Annotated in this window: 38 protein-coding genes, 2 rRNA genes and 1 pseudogene (1 of these 41 running past the window's edge); 2 read left to right on the top strand and 39 right to left on the bottom strand. The window is 43.2% G+C overall.

Annotation, left to right across the window (positions count from 1 at the left end; all coding sequences use genetic code 11):
- Both NX903_RS00390 and NX903_RS00385 read right to left on the bottom strand, forming a co-directional pair.
- Window positions 1-1,095, bottom strand: a 23S ribosomal RNA gene (locus NX903_RS00390); it reaches 1,833 nt to the left of the window's first position.
- 170 nt (window positions 1,096-1,265) lie between these two features.
- Window positions 1,266-2,815, bottom strand: a 16S ribosomal RNA gene (locus tag NX903_RS00385).
- The 16S and 23S rRNA genes sit together here, the layout of an rRNA operon.
- A gap of 351 nt (window positions 2,816-3,166) precedes the next feature.
- On the opposite strand from NX903_RS00385, the gene pdaB reads away from it, so the two are divergent.
- On the top strand, window positions 3,167-3,931 hold the full coding sequence (gene pdaB / locus NX903_RS00380; RefSeq protein ID WP_015252978.1) for a polysaccharide deacetylase family sporulation protein PdaB: 765 nt from the start codon (window positions 3,167-3,169) through the stop codon (window positions 3,929-3,931).
- Here the strand turns inward: pdaB and kbaA are convergent, their stop codons facing one another.
- Window positions 3,932-4,528: a KinB-signaling pathway activation protein gene (gene kbaA, locus NX903_RS00375; protein WP_004399693.1), complete on the bottom strand. Its 597-nt coding sequence runs from the start codon at window positions 4,526-4,528 to the stop codon at window positions 3,932-3,934.
- Between the two features lie 109 nt (window positions 4,529-4,637).
- Between kbaA and gerD the strand changes: the two genes are divergently transcribed.
- Window positions 4,638-5,195, top strand: coding sequence for a spore germination lipoprotein GerD (gene gerD, locus NX903_RS00370; RefSeq protein WP_003235126.1), 558 nt, complete (start codon window positions 4,638-4,640; stop codon window positions 5,193-5,195).
- A gap of 35 nt (window positions 5,196-5,230) precedes the next feature.
- On the opposite strand, the gene salA is transcribed toward gerD, so the two are convergent.
- The 36 genes and pseudogenes from salA to rpsS all read right to left on the bottom strand — a co-directional run bounded on the left by salA (window position 5,231) and on the right by rpsS (window position 25,509).
- Window positions 5,231-6,289: an iron-sulfur carrier protein/transcriptional regulator SalA gene (gene salA / locus NX903_RS00365; protein WP_076458793.1), complete on the bottom strand. Its 1,059-nt coding sequence runs from the start codon at window positions 6,287-6,289 to the stop codon at window positions 5,231-5,233.
- Window positions 6,290-6,384: 95 nt separating this feature from the next.
- A complete protein-coding gene (gene cwlD, locus NX903_RS00360; RefSeq protein ID WP_004399672.1) occupies window positions 6,385-7,098 on the bottom strand; it encodes an N-acetylmuramoyl-L-alanine amidase CwlD in 714 nt (237 codons plus the stop codon).
- A 59-nt stretch (window positions 7,099-7,157) separates the two neighbouring features.
- Window positions 7,158-7,601 carry a YbaK family protein gene (locus NX903_RS00355; protein WP_003235118.1) on the bottom strand — a complete coding sequence of 148 codons (444 nt, stop codon included), beginning with the start codon at window positions 7,599-7,601 and terminating at the stop codon, window positions 7,158-7,160.
- A 185-nt stretch (window positions 7,602-7,786) separates the two neighbouring features.
- A complete protein-coding gene (locus NX903_RS00350; RefSeq protein WP_086343366.1) occupies window positions 7,787-8,554 on the bottom strand; it encodes a class I SAM-dependent methyltransferase in 768 nt (255 codons plus the stop codon).
- A gap of 462 nt (window positions 8,555-9,016) precedes the next feature.
- Window positions 9,017-9,409 (bottom strand): 30S ribosomal protein S9, encoded by a 393-nt coding sequence (gene rpsI / locus NX903_RS00345; RefSeq protein ID WP_004399691.1) that lies wholly within the window; start codon window positions 9,407-9,409, stop codon window positions 9,017-9,019.
- Window positions 9,410-9,429: 20 nt separating this feature from the next.
- On the bottom strand, window positions 9,430-9,867 hold the full coding sequence (gene rplM, locus NX903_RS00340; RefSeq protein WP_003241966.1) for a 50S ribosomal protein L13: 438 nt from the start codon (window positions 9,865-9,867) through the stop codon (window positions 9,430-9,432).
- A gap of 161 nt (window positions 9,868-10,028) precedes the next feature.
- Window positions 10,029-10,772 carry a tRNA pseudouridine(38-40) synthase TruA gene (truA, locus tag NX903_RS00335; RefSeq protein ID WP_086343365.1) on the bottom strand — a complete coding sequence of 248 codons (744 nt, stop codon included), beginning with the start codon at window positions 10,770-10,772 and terminating at the stop codon, window positions 10,029-10,031.
- 9 nt (window positions 10,773-10,781) lie between these two features.
- Window positions 10,782-11,579: an energy-coupling factor transporter transmembrane component T family protein gene (locus tag NX903_RS00330; RefSeq protein ID WP_086343364.1), complete on the bottom strand. Its 798-nt coding sequence runs from the start codon at window positions 11,577-11,579 to the stop codon at window positions 10,782-10,784.
- The gene (locus tag NX903_RS00325; RefSeq protein WP_086343363.1) at window positions 11,576-12,445 is read right to left on the bottom strand and encodes an energy-coupling factor ABC transporter ATP-binding protein; all 870 of its coding nucleotides are present in this window, start codon (window positions 12,443-12,445) and stop codon (window positions 11,576-11,578) included. The genes NX903_RS00330 and NX903_RS00325 overlap by 4 nt, the downstream gene beginning before the upstream one ends.
- Entirely contained in the window at window positions 12,421-13,266 is an 846-nt protein-coding gene (locus NX903_RS00320) for an energy-coupling factor ABC transporter ATP-binding protein (RefSeq protein WP_046159978.1), read from the bottom strand. Before NX903_RS00320 ends, NX903_RS00325 begins: the two co-directional genes overlap by 25 nt.
- Window positions 13,267-13,395: 129 nt before the next feature.
- Entirely contained in the window at window positions 13,396-13,758 is a 363-nt protein-coding gene (rplQ, locus tag NX903_RS00315) for a 50S ribosomal protein L17 (RefSeq protein WP_003225836.1), read from the bottom strand.
- A gap of 77 nt (window positions 13,759-13,835) precedes the next feature.
- Window positions 13,836-14,780 carry a DNA-directed RNA polymerase subunit alpha gene (locus NX903_RS00310; protein ID WP_003225835.1) on the bottom strand — a complete coding sequence of 315 codons (945 nt, stop codon included), beginning with the start codon at window positions 14,778-14,780 and terminating at the stop codon, window positions 13,836-13,838.
- A 176-nt stretch (window positions 14,781-14,956) separates the two neighbouring features.
- The gene (gene rpsK / locus NX903_RS00305; protein WP_009966385.1) at window positions 14,957-15,352 is read right to left on the bottom strand and encodes a 30S ribosomal protein S11; all 396 of its coding nucleotides are present in this window, start codon (window positions 15,350-15,352) and stop codon (window positions 14,957-14,959) included.
- 20 nt (window positions 15,353-15,372) lie between these two features.
- Entirely contained in the window at window positions 15,373-15,738 is a 366-nt protein-coding gene (rpsM, locus tag NX903_RS00300) for a 30S ribosomal protein S13 (protein WP_003235095.1), read from the bottom strand.
- 22 nt (window positions 15,739-15,760) lie between these two features.
- Entirely contained in the window at window positions 15,761-15,874 is a 114-nt protein-coding gene (gene rpmJ / locus NX903_RS00295) for a 50S ribosomal protein L36 (protein ID WP_003156543.1), read from the bottom strand.
- 33 nt (window positions 15,875-15,907) lie between these two features.
- The gene (gene infA / locus NX903_RS00290) at window positions 15,908-16,126 is read right to left on the bottom strand and encodes a translation initiation factor IF-1 (RefSeq protein WP_003156508.1); all 219 of its coding nucleotides are present in this window, start codon (window positions 16,124-16,126) and stop codon (window positions 15,908-15,910) included.
- Window positions 16,104-16,372, bottom strand: a pseudogene (locus tag NX903_RS00285) (ribosome-binding protein ybzG). The gene infA and the pseudogene NX903_RS00285 overlap by 23 nt, the downstream one beginning before the upstream one ends.
- 65 nt (window positions 16,373-16,437) lie before the next feature.
- Entirely contained in the window at window positions 16,438-17,184 is a 747-nt protein-coding gene (gene map / locus NX903_RS00280; RefSeq protein WP_003225828.1) for a type I methionyl aminopeptidase, read from the bottom strand.
- Window positions 17,181-17,834 (bottom strand): adenylate kinase, encoded by a 654-nt coding sequence (locus NX903_RS00275; protein WP_003241987.1) that lies wholly within the window; start codon window positions 17,832-17,834, stop codon window positions 17,181-17,183. The genes map and NX903_RS00275 overlap by 4 nt, the downstream gene beginning before the upstream one ends.
- Before the next feature lie 55 nt (window positions 17,835-17,889).
- Window positions 17,890-19,185, bottom strand: a complete 1,296-nt coding sequence (secY, locus tag NX903_RS00270) for a preprotein translocase subunit SecY (RefSeq protein WP_144486940.1) — start codon at window positions 19,183-19,185, stop codon at window positions 17,890-17,892.
- 1 nt (window position 19,186) lies between these two features.
- The gene (gene rplO, locus NX903_RS00265; protein WP_003225819.1) at window positions 19,187-19,627 is read right to left on the bottom strand and encodes a 50S ribosomal protein L15; all 441 of its coding nucleotides are present in this window, start codon (window positions 19,625-19,627) and stop codon (window positions 19,187-19,189) included.
- A 30-nt stretch (window positions 19,628-19,657) separates the two neighbouring features.
- Window positions 19,658-19,837: a 50S ribosomal protein L30 gene (gene rpmD / locus NX903_RS00260; RefSeq protein WP_003156497.1), complete on the bottom strand. Its 180-nt coding sequence runs from the start codon at window positions 19,835-19,837 to the stop codon at window positions 19,658-19,660.
- Window positions 19,838-19,850: 13 nt separating this feature from the next.
- The gene (gene rpsE / locus NX903_RS00255) at window positions 19,851-20,351 is read right to left on the bottom strand and encodes a 30S ribosomal protein S5 (protein WP_003328273.1); all 501 of its coding nucleotides are present in this window, start codon (window positions 20,349-20,351) and stop codon (window positions 19,851-19,853) included.
- A 24-nt stretch (window positions 20,352-20,375) separates the two neighbouring features.
- Window positions 20,376-20,738: a 50S ribosomal protein L18 gene (gene rplR, locus NX903_RS00250; protein WP_003225816.1), complete on the bottom strand. Its 363-nt coding sequence runs from the start codon at window positions 20,736-20,738 to the stop codon at window positions 20,376-20,378.
- Between the two features lie 32 nt (window positions 20,739-20,770).
- Window positions 20,771-21,310 carry a 50S ribosomal protein L6 gene (rplF, locus tag NX903_RS00245; protein ID WP_004399690.1) on the bottom strand — a complete coding sequence of 180 codons (540 nt, stop codon included), beginning with the start codon at window positions 21,308-21,310 and terminating at the stop codon, window positions 20,771-20,773.
- A 29-nt stretch (window positions 21,311-21,339) separates the two neighbouring features.
- Complete coding sequence (gene rpsH / locus NX903_RS00240) at window positions 21,340-21,738, bottom strand: 30S ribosomal protein S8 (protein ID WP_003241998.1); 399 nt, start codon at window positions 21,736-21,738, stop codon at window positions 21,340-21,342.
- 31 nt (window positions 21,739-21,769) lie between these two features.
- Window positions 21,770-21,955, bottom strand: coding sequence for a 30S ribosomal protein S14 (gene rpsN, locus NX903_RS00235; protein ID WP_003156488.1), 186 nt, complete (start codon window positions 21,953-21,955; stop codon window positions 21,770-21,772).
- Window positions 21,956-21,977: 22 nt separating this feature from the next.
- On the bottom strand, window positions 21,978-22,517 hold the full coding sequence (gene rplE / locus NX903_RS00230; protein ID WP_003225809.1) for a 50S ribosomal protein L5: 540 nt from the start codon (window positions 22,515-22,517) through the stop codon (window positions 21,978-21,980).
- A 26-nt stretch (window positions 22,518-22,543) separates the two neighbouring features.
- Window positions 22,544-22,855 carry a 50S ribosomal protein L24 gene (rplX, locus tag NX903_RS00225; protein ID WP_003156486.1) on the bottom strand — a complete coding sequence of 104 codons (312 nt, stop codon included), beginning with the start codon at window positions 22,853-22,855 and terminating at the stop codon, window positions 22,544-22,546.
- Window positions 22,856-22,891: 36 nt separating this feature from the next.
- Window positions 22,892-23,260, bottom strand: a complete 369-nt coding sequence (gene rplN / locus NX903_RS00220; protein WP_003225805.1) for a 50S ribosomal protein L14 — start codon at window positions 23,258-23,260, stop codon at window positions 22,892-22,894.
- 40 nt (window positions 23,261-23,300) lie between these two features.
- Window positions 23,301-23,564 carry a 30S ribosomal protein S17 gene (gene rpsQ / locus NX903_RS00215; protein WP_003225804.1) on the bottom strand — a complete coding sequence of 88 codons (264 nt, stop codon included), beginning with the start codon at window positions 23,562-23,564 and terminating at the stop codon, window positions 23,301-23,303.
- Between the two features lie 22 nt (window positions 23,565-23,586).
- Window positions 23,587-23,787 carry a 50S ribosomal protein L29 gene (gene rpmC / locus NX903_RS00210; protein ID WP_003156482.1) on the bottom strand — a complete coding sequence of 67 codons (201 nt, stop codon included), beginning with the start codon at window positions 23,785-23,787 and terminating at the stop codon, window positions 23,587-23,589.
- Window positions 23,777-24,211: a 50S ribosomal protein L16 gene (gene rplP / locus NX903_RS00205; protein WP_003225801.1), complete on the bottom strand. Its 435-nt coding sequence runs from the start codon at window positions 24,209-24,211 to the stop codon at window positions 23,777-23,779. Before rplP ends, rpmC begins: the two co-directional genes overlap by 11 nt.
- Window position 24,212: 1 nt before the next feature.
- Window positions 24,213-24,869 carry a 30S ribosomal protein S3 gene (gene rpsC, locus NX903_RS00200; RefSeq protein WP_003242001.1) on the bottom strand — a complete coding sequence of 219 codons (657 nt, stop codon included), beginning with the start codon at window positions 24,867-24,869 and terminating at the stop codon, window positions 24,213-24,215.
- 3 nt (window positions 24,870-24,872) lie between these two features.
- Window positions 24,873-25,214: a 50S ribosomal protein L22 gene (gene rplV / locus NX903_RS00195; protein WP_003156475.1), complete on the bottom strand. Its 342-nt coding sequence runs from the start codon at window positions 25,212-25,214 to the stop codon at window positions 24,873-24,875.
- 16 nt (window positions 25,215-25,230) lie between these two features.
- Complete coding sequence (gene rpsS / locus NX903_RS00190; protein WP_003156472.1) at window positions 25,231-25,509, bottom strand: 30S ribosomal protein S19; 279 nt, start codon at window positions 25,507-25,509, stop codon at window positions 25,231-25,233.
- Window positions 25,510-25,515: the final 6 nt, after the last annotated feature.

Below are 25,515 nucleotides of genomic sequence, written 5' to 3'. Positions count from 1 at the left end.
GTCTAAGCAACTCCACATCCTTTTCCACTTAACGTATACTTTGGGACCTTAGCTGGCGGTCTGGGCTGTTTCCCTTTCGACTACGGATCTTATCACTCGCAGTCTGACTCCCAAGGATAAGTCATTGGCATTCGGAGTTTGACTGAATTCGGTAACCCGGTAGGGGCCCCTAGTCCAATCAGTGCTCTACCTCCAAGACTCTTACCTTGAGGCTAGCCCTAAAGCTATTTCGGAGAGAACCAGCTATCTCCAGGTTCGATTGGCATTTCACCCCTACCCACACCTCATCCCCGCACTTTTCAACGTGCGTGGGTTCGGGCCTCCATTCAGTGTTACCTGAACTTCACCCTGGACATGGGTAGATCACCTGGTTTCGGGTCTACGACCACGTACTCATGCGCCCTATTCAGACTCGCTTTCGCTGCGGCTCCGCATCTTCTGCTTAACCTTGCACGGGATCGTAACTCGCCGGTTCATTCTACAAAAGGCACGCCATCACCCGTTAACGGGCTCTGACTACTTGTAGGCACACGGTTTCAGGATCTCTTTCACTCCCCTTCCGGGGTGCTTTTCACCTTTCCCTCACGGTACTGGTTCACTATCGGTCACTAGGGAGTATTTAGCCTTGGGAGATGGTCCTCCCGGATTCCGACGGAATTTCACGTGTTCCGCCGTACTCAGGATCCACTCAGGAGAGAACGAAGTTTTGACTACAGGGCTGTTACCTCCTATGGCGGGCCTTTCCAGACCTCTTCATCTACCTCGTTCTTTTGTAACTCCGTATAGAGTGTCCTACAACCCCAAGAGGCAAGCCTCTTGGTTTGGGCTAATCCCGTTTCGCTCGCCGCTACTCAGGGAATCGCATTTGCTTTCTCTTCCTCCGGGTACTTAGATGTTTCAGTTCCCCGGGTCTGCCTTCTCATATCCTATGAATTCAGATATGGATACCACTCCATTACGAGTGGTGGGTTTCCCCATTCGGAAATCTCCGGATCAAAGCTTGCTTACAGCTCCCCGAAGCATATCGGTGTTCGTCCCGTCCTTCATCGGCTCCTAGTGCCAAGGCATCCACCGTGCGCCCTTTCTAACTTAACCGTTAAAAAGAATCACTATGTGATATCTTGTGTTACTAATTGAATGTGATGTCTACTGTTATCTAGTTTTCAAAGAACACGTTTCGAAGGAATGATCCTTCAAAACTAAACAAGACAGGGAACGTTCTGTTTATAAGACCCAAGGTCTTATATTCCGTATAATATCCTTAGAAAGGAGGTGATCCAGCCGCACCTTCCGATACGGCTACCTTGTTACGACTTCACCCCAATCATCTGTCCCACCTTCGGCGGCTGGCTCCTAAAAGGTTACCTCACCGACTTCGGGTGTTACAAACTCTCGTGGTGTGACGGGCGGTGTGTACAAGGCCCGGGAACGTATTCACCGCGGCATGCTGATCCGCGATTACTAGCGATTCCAGCTTCACGCAGTCGAGTTGCAGACTGCGATCCGAACTGAGAACAGATTTGTGGGATTGGCTTAACCTCGCGGTTTCGCTGCCCTTTGTTCTGTCCATTGTAGCACGTGTGTAGCCCAGGTCATAAGGGGCATGATGATTTGACGTCATCCCCACCTTCCTCCGGTTTGTCACCGGCAGTCACCTTAGAGTGCCCAACTGAATGCTGGCAACTAAGATCAAGGGTTGCGCTCGTTGCGGGACTTAACCCAACATCTCACGACACGAGCTGACGACAACCATGCACCACCTGTCACTCTGCCCCCGAAGGGGACGTCCTATCTCTAGGATTGTCAGAGGATGTCAAGACCTGGTAAGGTTCTTCGCGTTGCTTCGAATTAAACCACATGCTCCACCGCTTGTGCGGGCCCCCGTCAATTCCTTTGAGTTTCAGTCTTGCGACCGTACTCCCCAGGCGGAGTGCTTAATGCGTTAGCTGCAGCACTAAGGGGCGGAAACCCCCTAACACTTAGCACTCATCGTTTACGGCGTGGACTACCAGGGTATCTAATCCTGTTCGCTCCCCACGCTTTCGCTCCTCAGCGTCAGTTACAGACCAGAGAGTCGCCTTCGCCACTGGTGTTCCTCCACATCTCTACGCATTTCACCGCTACACGTGGAATTCCACTCTCCTCTTCTGCACTCAAGTTCCCCAGTTTCCAATGACCCTCCCCGGTTGAGCCGGGGGCTTTCACATCAGACTTAAGAAACCGCCTGCGAGCCCTTTACGCCCAATAATTCCGGACAACGCTTGCCACCTACGTATTACCGCGGCTGCTGGCACGTAGTTAGCCGTGGCTTTCTGGTTAGGTACCGTCAAGGTACCGCCCTATTCGAACGGTACTTGTTCTTCCCTAACAACAGAGCTTTACGATCCGAAAACCTTCATCACTCACGCGGCGTTGCTCCGTCAGACTTTCGTCCATTGCGGAAGATTCCCTACTGCTGCCTCCCGTAGGAGTCTGGGCCGTGTCTCAGTCCCAGTGTGGCCGATCACCCTCTCAGGTCGGCTACGCATCGTTGCCTTGGTGAGCCGTTACCTCACCAACTAGCTAATGCGCCGCGGGTCCATCTGTAAGTGGTAGCCGAAGCCACCTTTTATGTTTGAACCATGCGGTTCAAACAACCATCCGGTATTAGCCCCGGTTTCCCGGAGTTATCCCAGTCTTACAGGCAGGTTACCCACGTGTTACTCACCCGTCCGCCGCTAACATCAGGGAGCAAGCTCCCATCTGTCCGCTCGACTTGCATGTATTAGGCACGCCGCCAGCGTTCGTCCTGAGCCAGGATCAAACTCTCCGATAAAGTAGTTTGACTGACTACGCACATCGCTGTGCGATTTTTAAAAACTGAATTAACAGGTACGTTTTGTCTTGTTTAGTTTTCAAAGATCATTACCGCCGCTTAACGAAGCAGCTTTATTACTATAACATTTAGCTTCTTTTAAGTCAACAACTTTTTTCAAAGTACTTAATGAAGCTTTTAGTTGATGTCAGCTGTTTATCAGCGACGAATAATAATATATCACGGATATCATCAAAAGGTCAACACCCAATTTAGGCTGTATGTGAAGAGACATTTTATCGGTTATATTCAATTGTCCATGCTCATAAGATGTAAAACAAGAATGATGGACAAGATAAGGAGGCATCATCAGTGAATCACTTCTATGTGTGGCACATTAAACGGGTGAAACAATTAATTATTATACTTATCGCCGCATTTGCAGCTGCCAGCTTTTTTTATATCCAAAGAGCTGTCCCGCTTCCCGTGTTTTCAACTGACACCGGACCTAAAGCCATTTATAAAGGAGAAACAGACTCTAAAGATATTTCACTTACTTTCGATATCAGCTGGGGTGATGAGAGAGCAGAACCGATACTTAATACTCTGAAAGCAAACGGGATTAAAAACGCAACGTTTTTCCTGTCCGCTTCTTGGGCAGAACGCCATCCCGACACAGTGGCCCGTATCGTAAAGGATGGACATCAAATTGGGAGCATGGGCTACGCTTATAAAAACTATGCCAATTTAGAGAGCAGCGAAATAAAAAAGGACATAAACCGTGCGCAAACAGCCTTTGAAAAGTTAGGGGTCAAAGACATACAGCTATTAAGACCCCCTACCGGCCAATTCAATAAGAATGTTCTAAAGGTCGCAAAGCAATACAATTATACAGTCGTTCATTACAGTGTGAACTCTCAAGACTGGACAAATCCCGGAGTTGAAAAAATCATCGACAATGTGACCAAGCAAGTTTCCGGTGGAGACATTATTCTTTTACATGCCTCCGATTCGGCAAAACAAACAGAAGAAGCATTGCCTGATATCATCCATCAGCTGAAAGAAAAAGGATTAAAAAATGTAACCGTGGGTGACCTCATCGCAAATTCTGATGCCAAATCCGCAGAGGTAAAGTAATTACTTTGCTGCAAACTTCGGCAGCATCAGCAATTGGAAGGCATTACATGCCATTAACGGAAAAAGCATTAAATAAAGCCAGTCCTCATCATTTACTCTTAATGCAGGGAACCATTCTAATGCGGTAATCACGACCATCAAAAATAATGATGACACAAATGTTTTCTTAGAGGACTGCTTTTGCTTTATATAAGCTGTAATCACTCCAAAGATCAATAAAAACACCGGTAACCACGCATAGCCAGCCAGCGATTCTCCGCTCTCTCCAAAAAATAAAAAACGCACGTACATTAAATCAAAAGCAACAAACAGGATGAAAAACAACTGCAGCAAATTCCACAAAGAGGAGGACCTTAATATCTCAAGCGCAAACCGATGAACTGTTAAAAACACGAAAAAACCCATTTGGCTGATCACACTGAAAATCATGCCTACACCGATAAACCAAAATAAAACAGAGAAAATCTGCCCCGCTTCAAATGTAAGAAACAGCCCCCTATATTCTCCCCATTTTAAAGCAAAACCCACAATACTCGTGATAAGCGCTCCGACAGCTAAAATAGAAAAGAAAAAACGAACTAAACCACGGCTTTTCATTTCTTTATTCATCCCCTCAAAAATCGCGAACAGCGATATTTTGTTATGTATAATTCCAAACAGATGAATCATATTAAAGGTAAGACAAGTATGTGAAAGGAGCTTAAGCATGTCAAAAGCCAAAACGCTATTGATGAGCTGTTTTTTGTTATTATCTGTAACAGCTTGCGCTCCAAAAGACCAAGCAGCGGATATGGACTATGATCAAACCAAAAAAATGGTTGTTGATATATTAAAAACTGATGATGGAAAGAAAGCTATTAAGGAATTATTAAATGATGATGCCATGAATGAAGCGCTGGTGATTGATCAAGATGCAATTAAAGGAACAATAGAAAAAACACTCACATCTAAAAAAGGCGAAGAATTTTGGAAAAACATCTTTGAAGACACTGATTTTGCTGAGGGCTTTGCCAAAACTCTTCAGACAGAGCATGAAAAAGTGATTAAAAAGCTGATGAAGGATCCAGATTACCAGAAGATGCTGATGAGCGTTATGCAGGATCCCGGCATGGATAAAAAGTATAGCCAGCTGGCAAAAAGCCAAGAATTCCGCAGTTATTTAGAAGAGGTTATTAACGAAACACTTTCTAGCCCGCTTTACAAAAAGCAGTTCGAAGATGAGCTGAAAAAAGCAGCAAAAGACACAGCCAAAGAAAGTGAATAAAGGGAAAGCCGGGATCTGGAATCCCGGTTCACCTTTTATACCTGCACTGACATTTTTGCATCTATTTTTTCTGCGATGTCCTGATATATTTCTCCGATTGGATGATTTTCGTCATAAACAGACGGAGCAAATTGGTCCTTATCCCAATCTGGCTGTTTCAATGGGATTCTGCCGAGCAAAGGCACATTTAGTTCCTCAGCCAGTTTATCTCCTCCGCCTTTTCCAAAGACATATTCTCTTTCCCCTGTCTTTGCACTTTCATAATAAGCCATGTTCTCTATGACCCCCACGACCTCATGATCGGTTTTAATCGCCATAGAGCCCGCTCTGGCCGCGACAAAAGCAGCAGTCGGATGCGGCGTAGATACTATGATTTCTTTGCAGCTCGGAAGCATTGTATGTACATCGAGAGCAACATCCCCTGTACCAGGCGGAAGATCAAGAACGATATAGTCTACTTCTCCCCACTCTACTTCATGGAAAAAGTTATTCAGCATTTTGCCGAGCATCGGCCCTCTCCATACGACCGGAGCATTTTCTTCTACGAAAAAGCCCATTGACATGACCTTTACTCCAAAGCGTTCAACAGGAAGAAGTTTCTCTCCTTCAATCGTTGGACGCACAGTGATACCCATCATGTCCGGCACACTGAACCCATAAATATCCGCATCAATTAAACCAACCTTTTTCCCTAGACGAGCCAGAGAAATAGCTAGGTTTACGGACACAGTTGACTTGCCTACGCCGCCTTTTCCGCTTGCTACGGCAAGAAAGACTGGCGGGTTATCCATATTTAATAATGTTTTTTTCTCAGCTGACGGCGCCCGAAATTTAGCAACCGTTTCTTCAGGCAGCTCTTCAAATCGAAGGCCGACTGTCTCAGCTCCTGCCCCTTTTAATACGTTTACGATCTCTTGCTGAATCTGCATTTGTTCTGCAGTTCCTGTTTTTGCAAGAGCGACTTTTACACTGATATGCCGTTTTTCAGGCTTTATTTTAATTTCCTTAACGGCATCCAATTCTCCCAGAGGTCTTTGAAGAAAAGGTTCGCGCATTTCTCCGACTAGTTTTCTTACTTCATCTTCTCTTATCATCGAACCTCACCCTTTTGTGTATTCGTTTACAACTATTATTATATCATACATAAATGGCGGGTGTCTTATGCTTAGAACCACAAGAAAACCCTCCATTACTCCGGAGGGTCTCCTTTTTCTGTGAAATATCGCAAAATGCCTTTATATATGGAAGATGCCACCTTGTCTTGATATTTCGGTTTACCGAGCAACGTTGCTTCACTTGGATTGGATAAAAATCCGACTTCTATAAGCGCCCCCGGTTTGGTGACGTTTTGCATTAAGTAGATACCATGAATCCGCTTTGCTTTCCGGGTTGTGTTTTCCAGATTTCTTCTCAGCTCATCCTGAATGTATTTTGCGACTTTCTCATTTTCCGCATATTTCCCGTAATAAAAGCTTTGGGCTCCGCTCCACTTTTGTGACGGAATCGCATTAAGATGAATGCTGATATAGAGCTCCGCCTCTGAATGGTTTATTAATTTGACTCGTTGTCTTAGATCCTCAGCTTTTCGTCGGCTATAGCCTTTTGTTCCTTCTGGAGCGAGATCAGTATCACTTTCTCTGGTCATGATAACAAGCGCTCCTTGTTCTTGAAGATAATCCCTGACTCTAAAAGCCACTTCCAGGGTAACATCCTTCTCTAACAGCTTTCCGCCGACTGCTCCGCCGTCAGGCCCGCCATGACCTGGATCTAGATAAATAATTTTACCGCTCAAGGGCAGGCTCCACGGCTTCCAAGAGTCGTTATTGCTGAACTGATACTTGAACAGAAATAGTAATATGATGAAGCCTAGCAAAAAACTGAGCCATTTAAGCTTTTTCCTCATCCCTTCCCCTCCCGCTTGTCCGTTATTACATAACTATGGGACAGGGCCGGGAAATATGATTACCGCATGCGAAGCTTACACTGTTTTTCTCTTTGAACAAACCCTGCTGTCCACCAATCTTTAATGAACTTGCGTGCCGCTTCATAAACAGTGTTTTTATCAAATGTTGCGTATTGCTCGTGTATCCAATTATAGAGATAATCAAAAAACTCCATACGCAGCTCTTCTTCTTCTCTTGCAGAGCGGGCACTGATACTCTGCATGGATTCTCCGTAATAGCCGAATATCCCAAAACGCCCGCCTAACAAATAGGCTTCTATAGCAAAATCAATACAGCCTTCGGTAATAATATCTCGTTCATCATGTAAAAATGGAAATAATGGTTCCAAACAATCCTTAACAGACTGGATAATTTGTCTCAGAGAGAGTTCTTTGAGCAAGTTCTTTTCTAATTCAAAATCCTTTTGGCGTTTCACATCCATAAAAGACAGTACTTCTGCCATATAAATTCACTCTCCTTTTACCGATTATTTTGAGGTTTGGATGATGAAACAATGCCCGAATTCGGTTGGAAATTCGCCCAAATGAAGGTGTAAAATCGATAAAAAATCAGCTTTCCGCAGGATCCGGAACAAATGTTCTGTAAGTAGTTATGAAAAAAGCAGCCCCTCTAACAGGTCGCTGCTTTTCATACTTTCATGCTTCTTGTTGCAGAATATGTATGGATATATTGGTCTAATACAAACCCGCCTTTATCTTCATAAAAACCAGTAACGATAAAACCGGCATCAATTTGGCCTTTGATTTGGTCTTCTAAGGAATGGCCGAATTCCAGAGCCTCATTATTTTCGATCAGTTTTTTCACTTTATGTTTCGGAAGATCTTCTGGGTCAGCATATGGAATGGAGTGTTTTACTTTTAAAACACCTTGCTGTTCTAATTCTGTATCAAACAGAAATACAACAGGATTGACAAAACCCGAGATTAGAACGCCGTTCCTTTTCAACACACGGTGCGCTTCCTTCCATACCGGGAGGACATTCTCAACAAAAACATTGGCAACAGGATGTACAATGACATCAAATGATTCATCATTAAATACACTTAAATCGTCCATGCTTCCTTTGACAGTGTGTATCGTGAGACCATCTCGCTCAGCAATCATTCTATCCTGATTCAGCTGTTTTTCTGAGTTATCTAGTACGGTGACATCCGCGCCTGCGGCTGCCAAAACTGGACCCTGCTGGCCGCCGCCTGATGCTAAACAGAGTACTTTCAGTCCTTTGACAGGCGGAAACCAATCCTTCGGTACATCTTTCATTGGTGTTACCCTTATATCCCAATTTCCTTTTTTTGCTTGTTCGATAACCTGCTGCTCAACAGCAACAGTCCATTCATTGCCTGTTTCTACTTTTTTATCCCAGGCTTTGCTATTATGAGCTACTAACGCATTCATGAATCTTCTCCTTACTTTAATGTATAGAGTATAACAAATATTTCTAGATTGATATCGCTTTCCCTTTGCATATTTAGAAAAAAGTTCATAAAAACGCAAAAAAATCACAAAGGAGATATGTGATTTATATCATCAGATTTACTTTTACTTCGTTACATAAAGCCATTAGCAATGAGAGCTATTGTTCTCCGGGTTAAGAATCAGCAGTGAACTTTAACGGATGAGATACAGTGGTTAGATGGAGCTGGGCTGATCACATAACGATAATAAACATTGACCGAATTTCCAATTGAATAAGAATGAAAGCTATCATGATTATTACAGTAAGACCGTTTATAAACAAACAATTTGCTTAACCCCGTCAAGCGTCCATTCAGTTGTTATTTTTATGCGAAGCTGCCACGTTTTATTGAAAGAAAAAAGCTCCCAACCCAAGGTCGAGAGCTTTTTGAAAACGTAAAATTAACGTTTTGAGAACTGAGGTGCACGACGAGCGCCTTTAAGACCGTATTTTTTACGTTCTTTCATACGAGCGTCACGAGTCAGAAGACCTGCACGTTTAAGAGTTGTACGGTATTCTGGATCTGCTTCAAGCAAAGCACGAGCGATACCGTGACGGATTGCTCCAGCTTGACCAGATAAGCCGCCTCCATGTACGTTTACTAAAACATCATAAGTGCCAGCTGTTTCAGTCAAAGTTAATGGTTGTTTGATATCTTCGATTAAAGCTGCAGATGGGATGTGTTCGCTGATTTCACGATTATTTACGACGATACGGCCTTCTCCTGGAACTAAACGCACACGCGCTACAGAGCTTTTACGACGGCCAGTACCGTAATATTGAACCTGTGCCAAATTGGTAACCTCCTTTTTAATTAACCGCGAAGTTCGTAAACTTCAGGTTTTTGTGCTTCGTGTGGATGCTCAGAACCACGGTATACGTTCAATTTTTTGAACATTTGACGACCTAGAGAACCTTTTGGAAGCATGCCTTTGATAGCAAGCTCAAGCATTTTCTCAGGGTAGTTTGTACGCATTTCAAGAGCAGTTCTTGATTTTAATCCGCCTGGATGTTGAGTGTGACGGTAGTAGATTTTGTCAGTTAACTTTTTACCAGTTAACTCGATTTTTTCAGCGTTGATGATGATCACATGATCTCCAGTATCAACGTGTGGTGTGTAAGTTGGTTTGTGTTTTCCGCGAAGGATAGCTGCAACTTCTGAAGAAAGACGACCTAAAGTCTTGCCAGCAGCATCAACAACTAACCACTTGCGTTCAATAGTACTTGCGTTAGCCATAGGTGTTGTACGCATTGAATTTCCCTCCTAAATGATCTGTCATTTTCAATAAACTTCGATTACGTTCTATTTCACAACACAATAAGTTCCGGGGCTTATCGTGGGGTTGAAATACATACCATATGATATCTTATAACTTTATGCAGACTCTGTCAAGAAAATATTATACACCTGGTTTAGTTGTCATAGTAAACGTTCCATAAATATAGCCCGTGTCCCGGCGCTGTGCGCCCTGCCGCTTCGCGATCCTTCGCTTCCAGCATGGATTTCACCTCATCGTGAGAAATTTTTCCAATACCTGCATCAAGCAAAGTACCCGCAATAATTCTGACCATATTATATAAGAAACCGCTGCCTGTGATCCGCATTTGCAGGCCGTCAGCCGTCTCAGTCCAATCAAGTTCGTATATCGTTCTTACCTTGTCCTGCACTTCTGTTTTAGCCGCGCAAAAGCTCGTAAAATCATGTGTCCCTATAAGATGCTTTGCCGCTTCTCTCATGTCCTGCACATTAAGGCGATATGAAAAATGGTAAGCGTAATGCCGTTTAAATACGTCCGGGTGTTTCTCCGTGTATACAAAGTAGCGATATTCTTTTTTGACTGCGCTAAATCGTGCATGGAACCCATCATCCGCAATTTCTGCCTGTTTGACTGCGATATCGTCCGGAAGCAGTGCATTTAAGGCATATGGCCATCTCTCAGCCGGGATAGACAGCGGAGTGTCAAAATGAATCACCTGTCCGGCTGCGTGAACCCCGCTGTCTGTTCTTCCAGACGAAACGACCGGAATTCTGTCTTTTGACTTATGCAGGACAGCCAAAGCTTTCTCCAGTTCATCCTGAACCGTTCTTTTGCCCGGCTGAACCTGATAACCGTTAAACAAATGTCCGTCATAAGAAATCGTGCATTTCAGTCTCATACAGCACCTCTAAGCCCTTAAGAAAAATAACAAAGCAGCTAATACAATTAAGCTGACAATGACAGAAGTGTCTTTTCCTGTCCATACAAGCTTTCTATATTTCGTACGTCCTTCTCCGCCTTGATAGCCTCTTGCTTCCATTGCCACCGCAAGCTCTTCGGCGCGTTTAAATGCGCTGACGAAGAGCGGGACAAGAAGCGGGACAATAGCCTTCACTCTTTCTTTGACAGGCCCGCTTGTAAAATCAACGCCTCGCGCCATCTGAGCCTTCATGATCTTATCTGTCTCCTCCATCAGTGTCGGAATAAACCGTAAAGAAATTGACATCATAAGAGCCAGCTCATGAACAGGAAGCTTTAATTTTTTCAATGGGTTCAGCAGCTGCTCCATTCCATCGGTAATCTCAATCGGTGTAGTCGTAAGCGTTAATAAGGTTGTGATTAAAATCAAATAGACGAATCTAAGAGAAATGAATATCCCCTGAACCAGACCGCCCTCATAGACTTTGAAAAAACTTATTTGAAAGATAATCGGTCCTTCATGTGTCATAAGAATGTGAAGAAGGAACGTAAAAAGGACAATCCAGATGATTGGCTTCAGCCCTTTCATTAAAAAAGAGAAAGGAACTCTTGTTAAAGAAACGACGCCAATTGTAAATAAACCAAGCAACGCATATGTCTGAACATTATTGGCTAAGAATACAATGCAGACAAATAAAAAGATCGTGATCAGTTTTGTTCTGGGGTCAAGCCGGTGCACAAGTGAAGTCCCCGGTACATACTTGCCGATAATCATGCTGTCCATCATAAAGTCTTCTCTCCCTGAAAAAGAGCACGGATTTCGGCAGCGGCATCTTCGATTGTGAGCATAGGCTCATTAAATCTCACACCCAGTGCAGCTTCAAGGTGTCTTTGGAATTTTATTGTTTCAGGAAGATCCAGCCCCCAGCCGGCCATCTCTTCACCCTTTAAAAACAGATCACGCGGACTGCCTGATGCTTGTATCGTTCCTTTATGCATAACAATCATTTCATCAGCGTATGCAGCTGCATCCTCCATGCTGTGTGTCACAAGGATCGTCGTCAAGTTCCCACGTTGATGAAGCTCATAAAACATGTCCATAATCTCTTTTCGCCCTCTTGGGTCCAATCCTGCAGTCGGTTCATCCAGAACAAGCACTTCAGGGTCCATTGCAAGTACGCCGGCAATTGCAACTCTGCGCATTTGTCCCCCGCTTAATTCAAAGGGTGACCTGTCCAAAAGCTCTTCTGATAAACCTACAAGCTGCAGCATCTCTCTCGCTTTTTGTTCAGCATCTTCTTTTTTAACACCAAAGTTCATCGGTCCGAATGAAATATCTTTAAGAACTGTTTCTTCGAATAATTGATGCTCAGGAAATTGGAAAACGATTCCGACTTTTTTACGAAGTTTTTTCAGATCTTTATTCTTTCTCCCTGCCTGAATGACAGTGCTGCCTAGTGATATCTGTCCCTTCGTCGGCTTTAGGAGACCATTTAGGTGCTGAAGAAGAGTGGACTTGCCAGAGCCTGTATGCCCGATAACTGCTACGTAGCTTCCTTCTTTAATCGATGCATTGATATCATACAGTGCTAGGCGCTCAAACGGCGTCTTCATCTGATAGCGATGCTCTACATCTTTGATTGTAATGTCCACAGCTCTTTCACCAGCCCTTCCTGAGTCAAATGGTTTTCTTCCAAAGCCAGTCCATTTTCTCTTAAAAGCTGGCTAAGCTGGAATGAGAAGGGTAAATCAAGCCCGATTCGAACAAGTTCTTTATTCAATTTAAAAATCTCTTTAGGCGGCCCTTCAGCATATTTTTTACCGCCATTCATGACAATGATCCTGTCTGCTTTTGCTGCCTCATCCAGATCATGTGTAATGGATATGACAGTCGCCATTCCCTGCTCTTTTAAATGTCTTACCGTTTCAAGCACTTCTTCTCGCCCGATCGGATCAAGCATGGATGTTGCTTCATCTAAGATAATAATATCAGGACGTGCGGCAATAACCCCCGCAATCGCAACTCTCTGCTTTTGGCCTCCGGAGAGATGGTGCGGCTCTTGATCGAGAAAATCTTGCATATTCACCTGTTTTACTGCCCAGTCTACTCTCTCAATCATTTCTTCCCGCGGTACACCATTGTTTTCTAAACCAAAAGCCACATCATCGCGAACAGTCGTTCCGACAAATTGGTTATCCGGATTTTGAAAGACCATACCTATCTTCTTACGCACTTCCCAAACAGATTCCTCTGTTAATTGAATCCCGGCAACCTCAATGTCGCCTGATTCAGGAAGAATTAAACCATTCAATGCCCGGGCCAGTGTTGATTTCCCTGAACCGTTATGACCTACGATTGCAAGCCATTCACCCTCATACACCTGCAGGGAGACGCCGTCTAGTGCTCGTCTTTCTGCGTCCTTCCGATATCGAAATACGATATCCTCTACCGATATCAACTGATTTTGATTCATGGAAAACCGGCCTCCTCTCAGCTAATGCTCTGCTTTTCTCTCTATATTAAAAGTTGCAGTATCTAAAAAAAGGGCATAGATCCAGTTAGAAACTGTCCCGCCCTTCTTTAGATACACAAAAATATGTGATTAAACCAATTCGATAATTGCCATTGGTGCTCCGTCACCACGGCGAGGACCAAGCTTCATAATACGTGTGTATCCGCCTTGGCGCTCCTCGTAACGAGTTGCAATGTCAGAGAATAATTTTTGAAGTGCATCTTGGTTATTTTCTTCGTTTGCAACCTCGTTGCGGATGTATGCAGCAGCTTGACGGCGAGCGTGAAGATCACCGCGTTTGCCAAGCGTGATCATTTTTTCAACTACAGAGCGAAGTTCTTTCGCACGTGTTTCAGTTGTTTCGATTCTTTCGTTGATGATCAAATCAGTTGTAAGATCACGAAGCATAGCTTTACGCTGTGCACTCGTACGTCCTAGTTTTCTGTATGACATGTGATGTCCCCTCCTTTATTGGAATGCTGTTTCTGAATAATAAACACACGAAAATCCTAGTTCACAAGGGAAACTAGTCAATCGTCTTTGCGAAGTCCGAGTCCAAGTTCTTCTAGTTTCGCTTTCACTTCTTCAAGTGATTTGCGTCCTAGATTTCGAACTTTCATCATATCTTCTTCCGTCTTGTTCGCAAGCTCTTGAACCGTGTTAATACCCGCACGCTTTAAGCAGTTGTAAGAACGAACAGAAAGATCCAATTCTTCAATTGTCATTTCAAGAACTTTCTCTTTTTGATCTTCTTCTTTTTCAACCATGATTTCAGCATGTTGAGCTTCGTCAGTTAAACCAACGAATATATTAAGGTGTTCAGTTAAAATCTTTGAACCAAGCGCAATTGCTTCTTTCGGTCCAGTGCTTCCATCAGTCCAAACATCAAGTGTAAGTTTATCATAGTTTGCAACTTGGCCTACACGAGTGTTCTCTACCTGATAAGATACACGAGAAACTGGCGTATAGATAGAATCGATCGGAATCACGCCGATTGGCTGATCGTCTCTCTTGTTTGCGTCAGCAGGCGTATACCCACGTCCTCTTTGAGCAGTAAGGCGAACTCGGAAACTCGCATTCTCACCAAGAGTCGCGATATGAAGATCAGGATTTAAGATCTCTACATCACTATCGTGTGTAATATCAGCTGCCGTTACAGTTCCTTCACCCTGTACATCAATTTCTAGCGTCTTCTCTTCATCAGAGTAGATTTTCAATGCAAGCTTTTTAATGTGTAAGATAATCGTTGTAACATCTTCCACAACGCCTTCAATTGTCGAGAATTCGTGCAGTACACCATCTATCTGGATTGATGTTACAGCGGCACCAGGGAGTGAGGATAAGAGGATACGACGTAAGGAGTTACCCAGAGTTGTACCATATCCACGCTCAAGTGGCTCTACGACAAACTTACCAAATTTGGCATCGTCGCTGATTTCAACCGTTTCGATTTTTGGTTTTTCAATCTCGATCATTACTTAAAACCCTCCTTCAAAACGTCGAAACCTCGAATAGAATCATATGAGATTCCATCCGAAATTCCCCATTGTTTAGTCCCGTATGTGCTCAGGCAACGAGTCGGTGCATTCGTTTCATAAATAACTGTATCATAACCCATTATTGACAGGGACACAAAATCTATACAAACAAATTACACGCGGCGACGTTTTGGTGGACGGCATCCGTTATGAGGAACAGGAGTTACGTCTCTGATAGCAGTGACTTCTAGTCCAGCAGCTTGAAGTGCACGGATTGCAGCTTCACGGCCTGAACCAGGTCCTTTAACAGTAACCTCTAGAGTTTTAAGACCATGTTCGATTGAACCTTTAGCAGCTGTTTCTGCAGCCATTTGCGCAGCAAAAGGAGTAGATTTACGAGAACCTCTGAATCCTAAAGCTCCGGCACTAGACCAAGAAATAGCATTACCATGAGTGTCAGTGATCGTAACGATCGTGTTATTGAAAGTTGAACGAATATGAGCAATTCCAGACTCAATATTCTTTTTCACGCGACGTTTACGCGTGTTAGATTTACGAGCAGCAGCCATTGTTTAAGAACCTCCCTTACTTATTTTTTCTTGTTAGCTACAGTACGACGCGGACCTTTACGAGTACGCGCGTTGTTTTTAGAGTTTTGTCCGCGAACAGGTAATCCTCTGCGATGACGGATTCCGCGGTAGCTTCCGATTTCGATCAGACGTTTGATATTAAGAGAAACTTCACGGCGAAGGTCACCTTCTACTTTCAGTTTGTCAATAATATCACGGATTTTACCAAGTTCTTCTTCAGTAAGATCGCGCACACGAGTATCTTCTGAAACTCCAGCTTCTTTTAAAACTTGCTGAGCCGTTGTGCGGCCAATTCCGAAGATGTATGTTAAAGAAATAACAACACGTTTGTCACGTGGGATATCTACACCAGCAATACGAGCCATTCTCTGGGCACCTCCTTATAAATTATCCTTGTTTTTGTTTATGCTTTGGATTTTCACAGATCACCATTACTTTTCCTTTTCTGCGAATAACTTTACATTTTTCGCAGATTGGTTTAACTGATGGTCTCACTTTCATGTGTTTCCAACCTCCTTCAGTTTCCGGAGTGCTTTATTTGTAACGGTACGTAATCCTGCCACGAGTTAAGTCATATGGAGATAATTCTACCGTAACTTTGTCTCCAGGTAAAATGCGAATGAAGTGCATGCGGATTTTACCAGATACATGAGCCAAAACAGTGTGGCCATTTTCAAGTTCAACTTTGAACATCGCGTTTGGCAGTGTTTCGACTATAGTACCTTCCACTTCAATTACATCGTCTTTCGCCATTCAAGTGTTCTCCCTTCTTCAAATCAGTAACTTGCTTTCTGACAAATTTCAAAAGAAGTTTGTCACACGCCCTGTTTCGTTTATACTGTTCTGAACTTCCGGAGATACGCAATCATAAAGGGTTAAATGATTGATATTCTTTTTCTTAGGAGAATGAAATGTACGCTTTTCTCCGTCTGCTGTTAGTACATTGATGATGGTTAAAATTCCAACGACAAGCAGCAAGATGAATTCGGTCTTGCCAATGTTCACCCAAGCTTTCTGCCCTATCAAGCTTGAAAAACATCTGTCTTCGGAATTATTTTCATCATCTAGACTCTCGTCAGTATATCAAAACCCGTTTCCGTAATCGCAATCGTATGTTCAAAATGAGCACACTTTTTCCCATCTACCGTTACAACCGTCCAGTTATCAGCCAATGTTTTCACGTAGCGGCTGCCAGCGTTCACCATAGGTTCAATAGCGAGAACCATGCCAGGTTTAAGCCGTGGTCCTTTGTTGGGCGGACCGTAATGAGGAATTTGCGGGTCCTCATGCAAGTCTTGACCAACACCATGTCCGACATACTCCCTAACAACTGAAAACTGCTCATTTTCGACATACGTTTGTATTGCGTGGGAAATATTCGACAAACGTTCACCTGGTTTTGCTTCCTGCAAGCCTTTATATAAAGACTCCTCTGTCACTTCCAGAAGTTTTTTGTCATCATCGCTGATGTTTCCTACCGGATATGTCCATGCAGAGTCACCATGATAACCATTTAATTTAGCACCGATATCAATACTGATGATGTCACCGTCCTTCAGCACCCTGCTGCCAGGTATGCCGTGAACGAGTTCTTCATTAACTGATACGCAAATGCTCCCGCGAAACCCATTATACCCCTTAAAAGATGGGATTGCACCCTGCTTCTTAATAAAACGTTCGGCAATTTGATCCAATTCTTTTGTCGAGATTCCTGGTTTAATGTGCTTTTTTAACTCTTCATGAGTTAAAGCCACGATTCGCCCTGCTTCCCGCATGATACCAAGTTCACGTGGGGTTTTACAGATAATCATTTTTTTAATCCTCCAAGAAGATCCTTCACATCTGCATAAACGTCTTGAATGTCCTGCTGGCCATTCACGTTTGCAAGATAACCTTTCTCTGAATAGAAATCGAGTAAAGGCTGAGTTTGCTTCATGTTTACCTCAAGCCGTTTAGAGACTGTTTCCTCATTATCATCTGCCCGTTGATAGAGTTCGCCTCCGTCTTTATCACAAATACCCGGCGTTTTCGGCGGATTAAAGACTAAATGATAGGTTGTGCCGCAAACACTGCAAATTCTGCGTCCAGTCAGACGTTCCATAAGAGCGTCTTTGTCGACTTCAATGTTAATGACATAATCAATCGGCTTGCCGTATTCCTCAAGAATTTCTTCAAGAGCTTCGGCTTGAGCGACTGTTCGCGGAAATCCGTCCAGAAGAAAACCTCTTTCACAATCATCTTTGCCAAGTCTCTCTTTTACAATTCCGATTGTGACTTCGTCAGGTACGAGCTCTCCCTTATCAATATAAGATTTTGCTTCGAGTCCGAGTGGTGTTTCTTCTTTCATAGCAGCACGGAACATATCTCCTGTTGAGATATGAGGAATCCCATAATCCTCAACAATTCGTTCGCCCTGTGTGCCTTTACCGGCACCAGGAAGCCCCATTAAGACTAAGTTCATTCGGATTTCCCCCCGTCCTCTCTTTATTAAGAGGGAATGGATAAATCCATTTCCTCTAGTTTTTCATAAATCCACGGTAGTTTCGTTTCACCAACTGGCTTTCTAGTTGTTTCATTGTCTCCAAGGCTACCCCGACAACAATTAACAAAGATGTTCCGCCAATTTGTGCACTTTGAGGCAATCCAGCGAATTGAATGAAAAAGATAGGAAGAATGGAAATCACGGCTAAGAATATAGAACCCACAAACGTAAGTCGATACAAAATGCTCGTAATTCTATCTTGAGTCATTTTCCCTGGACGAACCCCCGGGATATAGCCACCCTGTTTTTTAAGGTTATCAGCCATTTGTTCAGGGTTTACCTGTACAAAAGCATAAAAGTACGTAAAGGCAATAATCAACGCAACATATATCGCCATACCCACCGGATGCGTATTATCAAAGTTGTTTTGAATCCACTTTGTCACATCGTTTGTTCCAAAGAATGACGCGATCGTCCGCGGCGTTATCAAAAACGCAACCGCAAAGATTACCGGAATAACCCCTGCAGGATTCACTTTCAATGGAAGGTGTGTAGACTGACCTCCGCCAGCAGGTGAACGACCTGTGCCTTTAGCATATTGAATCGCAATTTTCCGTACGGCTTGCTGAATGAAAATAACTCCAACAATAACTGCTAAAATCGCAATCACAAGAAGTGCGATTTTCACAATATGAATAAACAACTGATCGTTGCTACCGACAAATTGAGTCTCATATATTTGCCCAATTGTTTTTGGAATACTAGACACAATCCCCGCGAAGATAATGATCGATATTCCGTTGCCTACTCCATGAGAAGTAATTTGTTCCCCAAGCCACATTAAAAAGGCAGTTCCGCCAGTGAGTACTAAAGCAATGATAATATATGTCGATACACCGGATTTTTCGATCAGCATACCGTTTGCCAGATTGTTAAATCCATATGACATACCTAATGCTTGGATGAAACCAAGCACAATCGTAAAGTACCTTGTGAACTGAGCTAATTTACGGCGGCCAACTTCACCTTGCTTAGACCACTCGGTAAACTTCGGTACAACATCCATCTGAAGCAGCTGAATGATGATCGAAGCCGTGATATAAGGAGTAATTCCCATTGCGAAAATGGAAAATTGGTAAAGCGCACCGCCGCCAAATGTATTAAGGAGATCAAAAACACCCATTTGAGACTGCGTCTGTAACGCTTCAGCGTTAACGTAAGGCACAGGAATAAACGCACCTATGCGAAAGACGATAAGCATGAGTAAAGTGAATATGATTTTATTCCTGATATCACTCACACGCATAAAGTTGGAGATTGTTTTAAACAAGTTAGATCACCTCAGCTGTACCGCCAGCAGCTTCAACAGCTTCTTTCGCAGAAGCAGAGAATTTATTGGCTTTTACAGTTAATTTTTTCTCTAATTTACCGTTGCCAAGAATCTTTACTCCTGCATTAAGTTTGCTAATAACACCAGTCTCTAGAAGAAGTTCAGGAGTGACTTCCGTTCCTTCTGCAAAACCGTTCAATTTGTCTAGGTTGACTACAGCGTATTCCTTGCGGTTGATGTTAGTGAAACCGCGTTTAGGAAGACGTTGGAATAAAGGCATTTGTCCCCCCTCGAATCCAGGGCGTACACCGCCGCCAGAACGAGCGTTTTGACCTTTGTGACCTTTACCAGCTGTTTTACCGTTGCCAGAACCAATACCACGACCTACGCGATTACGCGTTTTGCGTGAACCTTCTGAAGGTTTTAATTCATGAAGTTTCATTAGGACACCTCCTTATCCGATCAAATATTTTTATTGTTCTTTAACAGAAACTAAATGAGATACTTTATTAATCATACCACGGATCGCAGCGTTGTCTTCATGAACAACAGTTTGGTTTGTTTTCTTTAAACCAAGTGTTCTTACAGTAACGCGTTGGTCTTCCGGGCGACCGATTACACTTCGTTTGAGGGTAATTTCTAATTTAGCCATTAATGTTCCCTCCTTATCCTAACAGTTCTTCTACAGATTTTCCACGAAGCTTCGCAACGTCTTCAGCACGTTTAAGTTCACTTAAACCTTGAAGTGTTGCACGAATCATGTTGATCGGTGTGTTAGAACCTAAAGACTTAGAAAGGATATCAGCTACACCAGCTAGCTCAAGTACCGCACGTACAGGGCCTCCAGCGATAACTCCAGTACCTTCAGAAGCAGGTTTTAACAAGATGTTACCTGCACCGAAACGTCCGATGATTTCGTGTGGAATTGTAGTTCCAACCATTGGTACTTCAATCAAATTCTTTTTCGCATCTTCAACAGCTTTGCGGATCGCTTCTGGTACTTCTTGTGCTTTACCAGTACCGAATCCTACGTGTCCGTTTTTGTCACCGACAACGACTAGAGCTGCGAAGCGGAAACGACGACCACCTTTAACAACTTTCGCTACGCGGTTAACCGTAACTAAGCGTTCTTCTAACTCTAATTTGCTTGGGTCAATACGACGCATAATCATGTGTCCCTCCTTCTTTTATTAAAATTTAAGTCCAGCTTCACGAGCGGCATCAGCCAAAGCTTTTACACGTCCATGGTATAAGTATCCGCCACGGTCAAATACTACGTCAGAAATGCCTTTTTCAGCAGCGCGTTTTGCAACTAATTCTCCAACTTTAGTAGCAGCAGAAGTATCTCCAGTGCTTTCAACGTTCAAGTCTTTATCGAGAGTAGATGCACTAGCAAGTGTTACACCATTTACATCATCGATGATTTGAGCGTAAATGTGCTTGTTAGAACGGAAAACGTTCAGGCGCGGTCTTTCAGCAGTACCGGAAAGTTTAGCGCGAACACGAGCGTGTCTTTTAAGACGAGCAGCATTTTTGCTAGTTTTCGTAATCATCTAGGTCACTCCTTTCTTCACTTTAAGCGATCTTACTTAGCAGATTTACCTTCTTTACGGCGAACAACTTCACCTTCGTAGCGGATTCCTTTACCTTTGTAAGGCTCTGGAGAACGTACAGCGCGGATGTTAGCAGCAATAGCTCCTACGCGTTCTTTGTCTGTACCTTTTACAACTACTTTTGTTTGAGAAGGAACTTCGATTTCGATGCCTTCTTCAGGAACGATCTCAACAGGATGAGAGTATCCAACGTTTAAAACAAGTTTATTTCCGGATTTAGAAGCACGGTAACCGACACCGACTAATTCCAAACCTCTTTCAAATCCTTTAGATACACCTTCAACCATGTTGCCAAGCAGACTGCGAGTCGTACCATGCAGGGCACGGTGCTCTTTTTGATCAGAAGGACGAGCAACTGTAAGCACATTGTCCTCTACTTTAATCTCCATATCAGGGTGAAACGTACGAGTTAATTCTCCTTTTGGTCCTTTCACAGCTACAGTGTTGTTATCATTTAACGTTACTGTAACATCAGAAGGAATCTCAAGTAGCTTCTTACCTACACGAGACATACCAAACACCTCCATTCATGTTAAACTTCTTACCAAACGTATGCTAGAACTTCTCCACCAGCTTGTTTTGCACGGGCTTCTTTGTCCGTTAAAACACCTTGTGATGTAGAAATAATCGCGATTCCAAGACCGTTAAGTACGCGAGGTACTTCATTAGATTTAGCATAAACACGCAAACCAGGCTTGCTGATTCTTTTAAGACCAGTGATAACGCGCTCGTTGTTTTGTCCGTATTTCAAGAAAACGCGGATGATACCTTGTTTGCTGTCTTCTACGAACTCAACGTCACGAATGAAACCTTCACGCTTTAAAATTTCAGCAATTTCTCTTTTCAATTTAGAAGCAGGAATTTCAAGCTTCTCATGACGTACCATGTTTGCATTGCGAATACGAGTTAGCATATCTGCAATTGGATCTGTCATAACCATTATATAATTACCTCCTTCCCTTTCTTGGGGATTACCAGCTGGCTTTTTTCACGCCAGGAATTTGTCCTTTATATGCAAGCTCACGGAAACAAATACGGCAAAGTTTAAATTTACGAATGACTGAATGCGGACGTCCGCAGCGTTCACAGCGTGTGTACTCTTGTACTTTAAACTTTGGTGTACGTTGTTGTTTCGCAATCATAGACTTTTTAGCCACGATTTCGCCTCCCTTTCATTGATTATTTCTGGAACGGCATACCTACTTGAGTTAATAGCTCACGAGCTTCTTCGTCAGTATTAGCTGTTGTTACGATAACGATGTCCATTCCGCGAACCTTTGTTACTTTATCGTAGTCAATTTCAGGGAAGATTAACTGTTCTTTGATACCAAGTGTGTAGTTACCGCGACCGTCGAAAGATTTTTTAGAAACCCCGCGGAAGTCACGTACACGCGGTAAAGATACAGAAATAAGTTTATCAAGGAAATCATACATGCGCTCTCCGCGAAGAGTTACTTTCGCACCGATAGGCATTCCCTCACGAAGACGGAATCCAGCAATTGATTTCTTCGCACGAGTAACGACAGGTTTTTGACCTGCGATAAACGTTAATTCTTCAACAGCACTGTCGATTGCTTTGGCGTTTTGAACAGCGTCACCAACACCCATGTTGATTACGATTTTTTCGATTTTAGGCACTTGCATGACTGAATCGTAGTTGAACTTAGTCATTAAAGCAGGTGCAATTTCTTTATTGTACTTTTCTTTAAGGCGGTTCATGAGATAGACCTCCCTTCCTTTTAATACTATTTATCTAGAACTTGCCCAGATTTTTTTGCTACACGAACTTTTTTGCCATCTTCCACTTTGTATCCTACGCGAGTCACTTCACCTGTTTTAGGATCGAGCGGCATAACGTTTGATACATGAATTGGCGCCTCTTGATTAGAAATACCGCCTTGAGGGTTAGCTTGAGTTGGTTTAGAGTGTTTCTTTACCATGTTAACACCTTCAACTAAAACGCGGTCCTTTTTAGGGAAAGCAGCAAGGATTGTTCCTTGTTTGCCTTTATCTTTACCAGAGATAACCATAACTTTATCGCCTTTTTTTACATGCATCCTGATCGCACCTCCTTGAGTAAGGCATTTATTTCATTAGATAACTTCTGGAGCTAGAGAAACAATTTTCATAAAGTTGTTTTCACGCAATTCACGAGCAACTGGTCCGAAGATACGAGTTCCGCGTGGGCTCTTGTCGTCACGGATGATAACACATGCATTCTCATCGAAGCTGATGTATGAACCGTCACTTCTGCGCGCTCCGCTTTTAGTGCGAACGATAACAGCTTTTACGACTTCACCTTTTTTGACAACGCCTCCTGGTGTTGCTTGTTTAACCGTGCAAACAATTACATCACCAATGTTAGCTGTTTTACGTCCAGAACCACCAAGAACTTTAATAGTAAGTACTTCACGTGCGCCAGAGTTGTCAGCTACTTTTAAACGAGTCTCTTGTTGAATCATTATTTGTTACCTCCCTTCGGAAAAAGAATTCCGAACTTTATTAGATAATAACAGCTTCTTCGACAACTTCAACTAGACGGAAACGCTTAGTTGCAGACAAAGGACGAGTTTCCATAATCTTAACGATGTCACCGATTTTAGCTTGATTATTTTCATCATGTGCTTTGAATTTTTTTGAGTATTTTACGCGTTTACCGTAAAGTGTATGTTTTTTGTATGTCTCAACAACAACAGTAATGGTTTTATCCATTTTGTCAGAAACAACACGGCCTTGGTAAACTTTGCGTTGGTTACGTTCGCTCATGCTCACGACCTCCCCTCAGTGATTATTTATTAGCAGCAATTTCTCTTTCACGAATCACAGTTTTCATGCGCGCGATAGCTTTGCGCACTTCACGAATGCGAGCAGTATTTTCAAGTTGTCCTGTCGCTAATTGAAAGCGAAGATTGAAAAGTTCTTCTTTAAGAGACTTTACTTTTTGTTCAATTTCAGCAGTGGTAAGGTCACGAATTTCATTAGCTTTCATTTGATTCACCACCAATTTCTTCACGTTTTACGAACTTCGTTTTAATTGGCAATTTGTGAGATGCAAGGCGAAGCGCTTCACGAGCAACCTCTTCAGACACACCAGAAATTTCAAATAAAACTTTGCCCGGTTTTACAACAGCTACCCAACCTTCTGGAGCCCCTTTACCGGATCCCATACGTACCTCAAGTGGTTTAGCAGTGTAAGGTTTAGAAGGGAAAATTTTGATCCAAACTTTACCGCCACGTTTCATGTAACGAGTCATCGCAATACGTGCAGCTTCGATTTGACGGTTAGTAATCCAAGAAGCTTCAAGAGCTTGGATACCGAATTCTCCGAAATGTACTTCAGTACCGCCTTTCGCACGGCCACGCATTTTTCCGCGATGCTCTCTGCGATATTTAACGCGTTTTGGTAATAACATATTATTTTCCTCCTTCCTCAGTTTTCTTCTTAGTAGGAAGAACCTCTCCACGATAGATCCAGACTTTTACACCAAGCTTACCGTAAGTAGTATCAGCTTCAGATGTTGCATAGTCAATGTCCGCACGCAATGTGTGCAATGGAACAGTTCCTTCACTGTAGTATTCAGAACGAGCGATATCTGCACCGCCAAGACGACCAGAAACCATTGTTTTCACACCTTGTGCTCCAGCACGCATAGTACGTTGGATTTGTTGTTTCTGCGCACGGCGGAAAGAAACACGGTTTTCTAATTGACGAGCGATGTTGTCAGCAACTAGCTGTGCATCAAGATCTGCTCTTTTGATTTCAAGAATGTTAATGTGTACACGCTTGCCAGTAAGGCTGTTAAGGGCTTTGCGAAGTGCTTCGACTTCAGAACCGCCTTTACCGATAACCATACCAGGCTTAGCTGTGTGGATCGTAATGTTAACGCGGTTTGCTGCACGCTCAATTTCTACTTTAGAAACAGAAGCGTCAGAAAGGCGTTTGCTAATGTATTCACGAATTTTTAAATCTTCGTGCAGGAAGTCAGCGTAATCTTTACCAGCGTACCACTTAGATTCCCAATCACGAATGACTCCGATACGAAGACCGACTGGATTTACCTTTTGACCCACTACTTATCCCTCCTTCTTTTCTGATACAACGATTGTAATGTGGCTCGTACGTTTGTTGATTTGGCTCGCACGTCCCATAGCACGTGGGCGAAATCTTTTTAACGTAGGGCCTTCGTCAACGAATGCTTGAGAAATAACCAGGTTGTTAGCGTCCATTTCATAGTTATGCTCAGCATTTGCAATAGCGGATTTTAATACTTTCTCGATAATTGGAGAAGCAGCTCTTGGTGTAAGGTTCAAGATTGATACTGCCTCACCTACTTGCTTGCCTCGAATCAGGTCCATTACTAGACGTGCTTTACGAGGAGCAATACGGACTGTTCTTGCAACAGCTTTAGCTTGCATTTAAAAGCCTCCTCTCTTAGCGTCTTGTTTTTTTGTCATCACTAGCATGACCTTTGTACGTACGAGTTGGAGCGAATTCACCCAACTTGTGCCCTACCATATCTTCAGAGATGAATACAGGCACGTGTTTACGTCCGTCATAGACTGCGATTGTGTGACCAATAAACTGTGGGAAAATAGTAGAACGACGAGACCAAGTTTTTACGACTTGTTTCTTGTCTGTTTCATTTAATTTCTCGATTTTAGTCATCAAGTGTCCATCGACAAATGGTCCTTTTTTTAAGCTGCGAGCCATTTTGGA

It is taken from the genome of Bacillus sp. FSL R5-0576 (assembly GCF_038004765.1).
Taxonomy (GTDB): Bacteria; Bacillota; Bacilli; order Bacillales; family Bacillaceae; genus Bacillus; species Bacillus subtilis.
This window is presented reverse-complemented; position numbering and strand designations above follow the sequence as displayed.

Bases quoted from the DNA above. Each gene is read 5' to 3' on its own strand.
- rpsH (WP_003241998.1), bottom strand. From the start codon at position 21,738: ATGGTTATGACAGATCCAATTGCAGATATGCTAACTCGTATTCGCAAT.
- rplO (WP_003225819.1), bottom strand. From the start codon at position 19,627: ATGAAACTTCATGAATTAAAACCTTCAGAAGGTTCACGCAAAACGCGT.
- NX903_RS00330 (WP_086343364.1), bottom strand. From the start codon at position 11,579: ATGATGGACAGCATGATTATCGGCAAGTATGTACCGGGGACTTCACTT.
- rplN (WP_003225805.1), bottom strand. From the start codon at position 23,260: ATGATTCAACAAGAGACTCGTTTAAAAGTAGCTGACAACTCTGGCGCA.
- infA (WP_003156508.1), bottom strand. From the start codon at position 16,126: ATGGCGAAAGACGATGTAATTGAAGTGGAAGGTACTATAGTCGAAACA.
- NX903_RS00350 (WP_086343366.1), bottom strand. From the start codon at position 8,554: ATGAATGCGTTAGTAGCTCATAATAGCAAAGCCTGGGATAAAAAAGTA.
- NX903_RS00355 (WP_003235118.1), bottom strand. From the start codon at position 7,601: ATGGCAGAAGTACTGTCTTTTATGGATGTGAAACGCCAAAAGGATTTT.
- gerD (WP_003235126.1), top strand. From the start codon at position 4,638: ATGTCAAAAGCCAAAACGCTATTGATGAGCTGTTTTTTGTTATTATCT.
- truA (WP_086343365.1), bottom strand. From the start codon at position 10,772: ATGAGACTGAAATGCACGATTTCTTATGACGGACATTTGTTTAACGGT.
- NX903_RS00275 (WP_003241987.1), bottom strand. From the start codon at position 17,834: ATGAACTTAGTCTTAATGGGGCTTCCTGGTGCCGGTAAAGGCACACAG.
- rpmJ (WP_003156543.1), bottom strand. From the start codon at position 15,874: ATGAAAGTGAGACCATCAGTTAAACCAATCTGCGAAAAATGTAAAGTT.
- rplM (WP_003241966.1), bottom strand. From the start codon at position 9,867: ATGCGTACAACACCTATGGCTAACGCAAGTACTATTGAACGCAAGTGG.
- rplE (WP_003225809.1), bottom strand. From the start codon at position 22,517: ATGAACCGCCTTAAAGAAAAGTACAATAAAGAAATTGCACCTGCTTTA.
- salA (WP_076458793.1), bottom strand. From the start codon at position 6,289: ATGATAAGAGAAGATGAAGTAAGAAAACTAGTCGGAGAAATGCGCGAA.
- rplX (WP_003156486.1), bottom strand. From the start codon at position 22,855: ATGCATGTAAAAAAAGGCGATAAAGTTATGGTTATCTCTGGTAAAGAT.
- rpmD (WP_003156497.1), bottom strand. From the start codon at position 19,837: ATGGCTAAATTAGAAATTACCCTCAAACGAAGTGTAATCGGTCGCCCG.
- NX903_RS00310 (WP_003225835.1), bottom strand. From the start codon at position 14,780: ATGATCGAGATTGAAAAACCAAAAATCGAAACGGTTGAAATCAGCGAC.
- rplV (WP_003156475.1), bottom strand. From the start codon at position 25,214: ATGCAAGCTAAAGCTGTTGCAAGAACAGTCCGTATTGCTCCTCGTAAA.
- NX903_RS00320 (WP_046159978.1), bottom strand. From the start codon at position 13,266: ATGAATCAAAATCAGTTGATATCGGTAGAGGATATCGTATTTCGATAT.
- cwlD (WP_004399672.1), bottom strand. From the start codon at position 7,098: ATGAGGAAAAAGCTTAAATGGCTCAGTTTTTTGCTAGGCTTCATCATA.
- rplP (WP_003225801.1), bottom strand. From the start codon at position 24,211: ATGTTATTACCAAAACGCGTTAAATATCGCAGAGAGCATCGCGGAAAA.
- rpsK (WP_009966385.1), bottom strand. From the start codon at position 15,352: ATGGCTGCTGCTCGTAAATCTAACACGCGTAAACGTCGCGTGAAAAAG.
- rpsE (WP_003328273.1), bottom strand. From the start codon at position 20,351: ATGCGTCGTATTGACCCAAGCAAATTAGAGTTAGAAGAACGCTTAGTT.
- kbaA (WP_004399693.1), bottom strand. From the start codon at position 4,528: ATGAAAAGCCGTGGTTTAGTTCGTTTTTTCTTTTCTATTTTAGCTGTC.
- rplQ (WP_003225836.1), bottom strand. From the start codon at position 13,758: ATGTCATACAGAAAACTAGGACGTACGAGTGCACAGCGTAAAGCTATG.
- rpmC (WP_003156482.1), bottom strand. From the start codon at position 23,787: ATGAAAGCTAATGAAATTCGTGACCTTACCACTGCTGAAATTGAACAA.
- rplR (WP_003225816.1), bottom strand. From the start codon at position 20,738: ATGATTACGAAAACTAGCAAAAATGCTGCTCGTCTTAAAAGACACGCT.
- rpsS (WP_003156472.1), bottom strand. From the start codon at position 25,509: ATGGCTCGCAGCTTAAAAAAAGGACCATTTGTCGATGGACACTTGATG.
- rpsQ (WP_003225804.1), bottom strand. From the start codon at position 23,564: ATGAGCGAACGTAACCAACGCAAAGTTTACCAAGGCCGTGTTGTTTCT.
- map (WP_003225828.1), bottom strand. From the start codon at position 17,184: ATGATTATCTGTAAAACCCCACGTGAACTTGGTATCATGCGGGAAGCA.
- rplF (WP_004399690.1), bottom strand. From the start codon at position 21,310: ATGTCTCGTGTAGGTAAGAAGCTACTTGAGATTCCTTCTGATGTTACA.
- rpsM (WP_003235095.1), bottom strand. From the start codon at position 15,738: ATGGCTCGTATTGCTGGTGTAGATATCCCACGTGACAAACGTGTTGTT.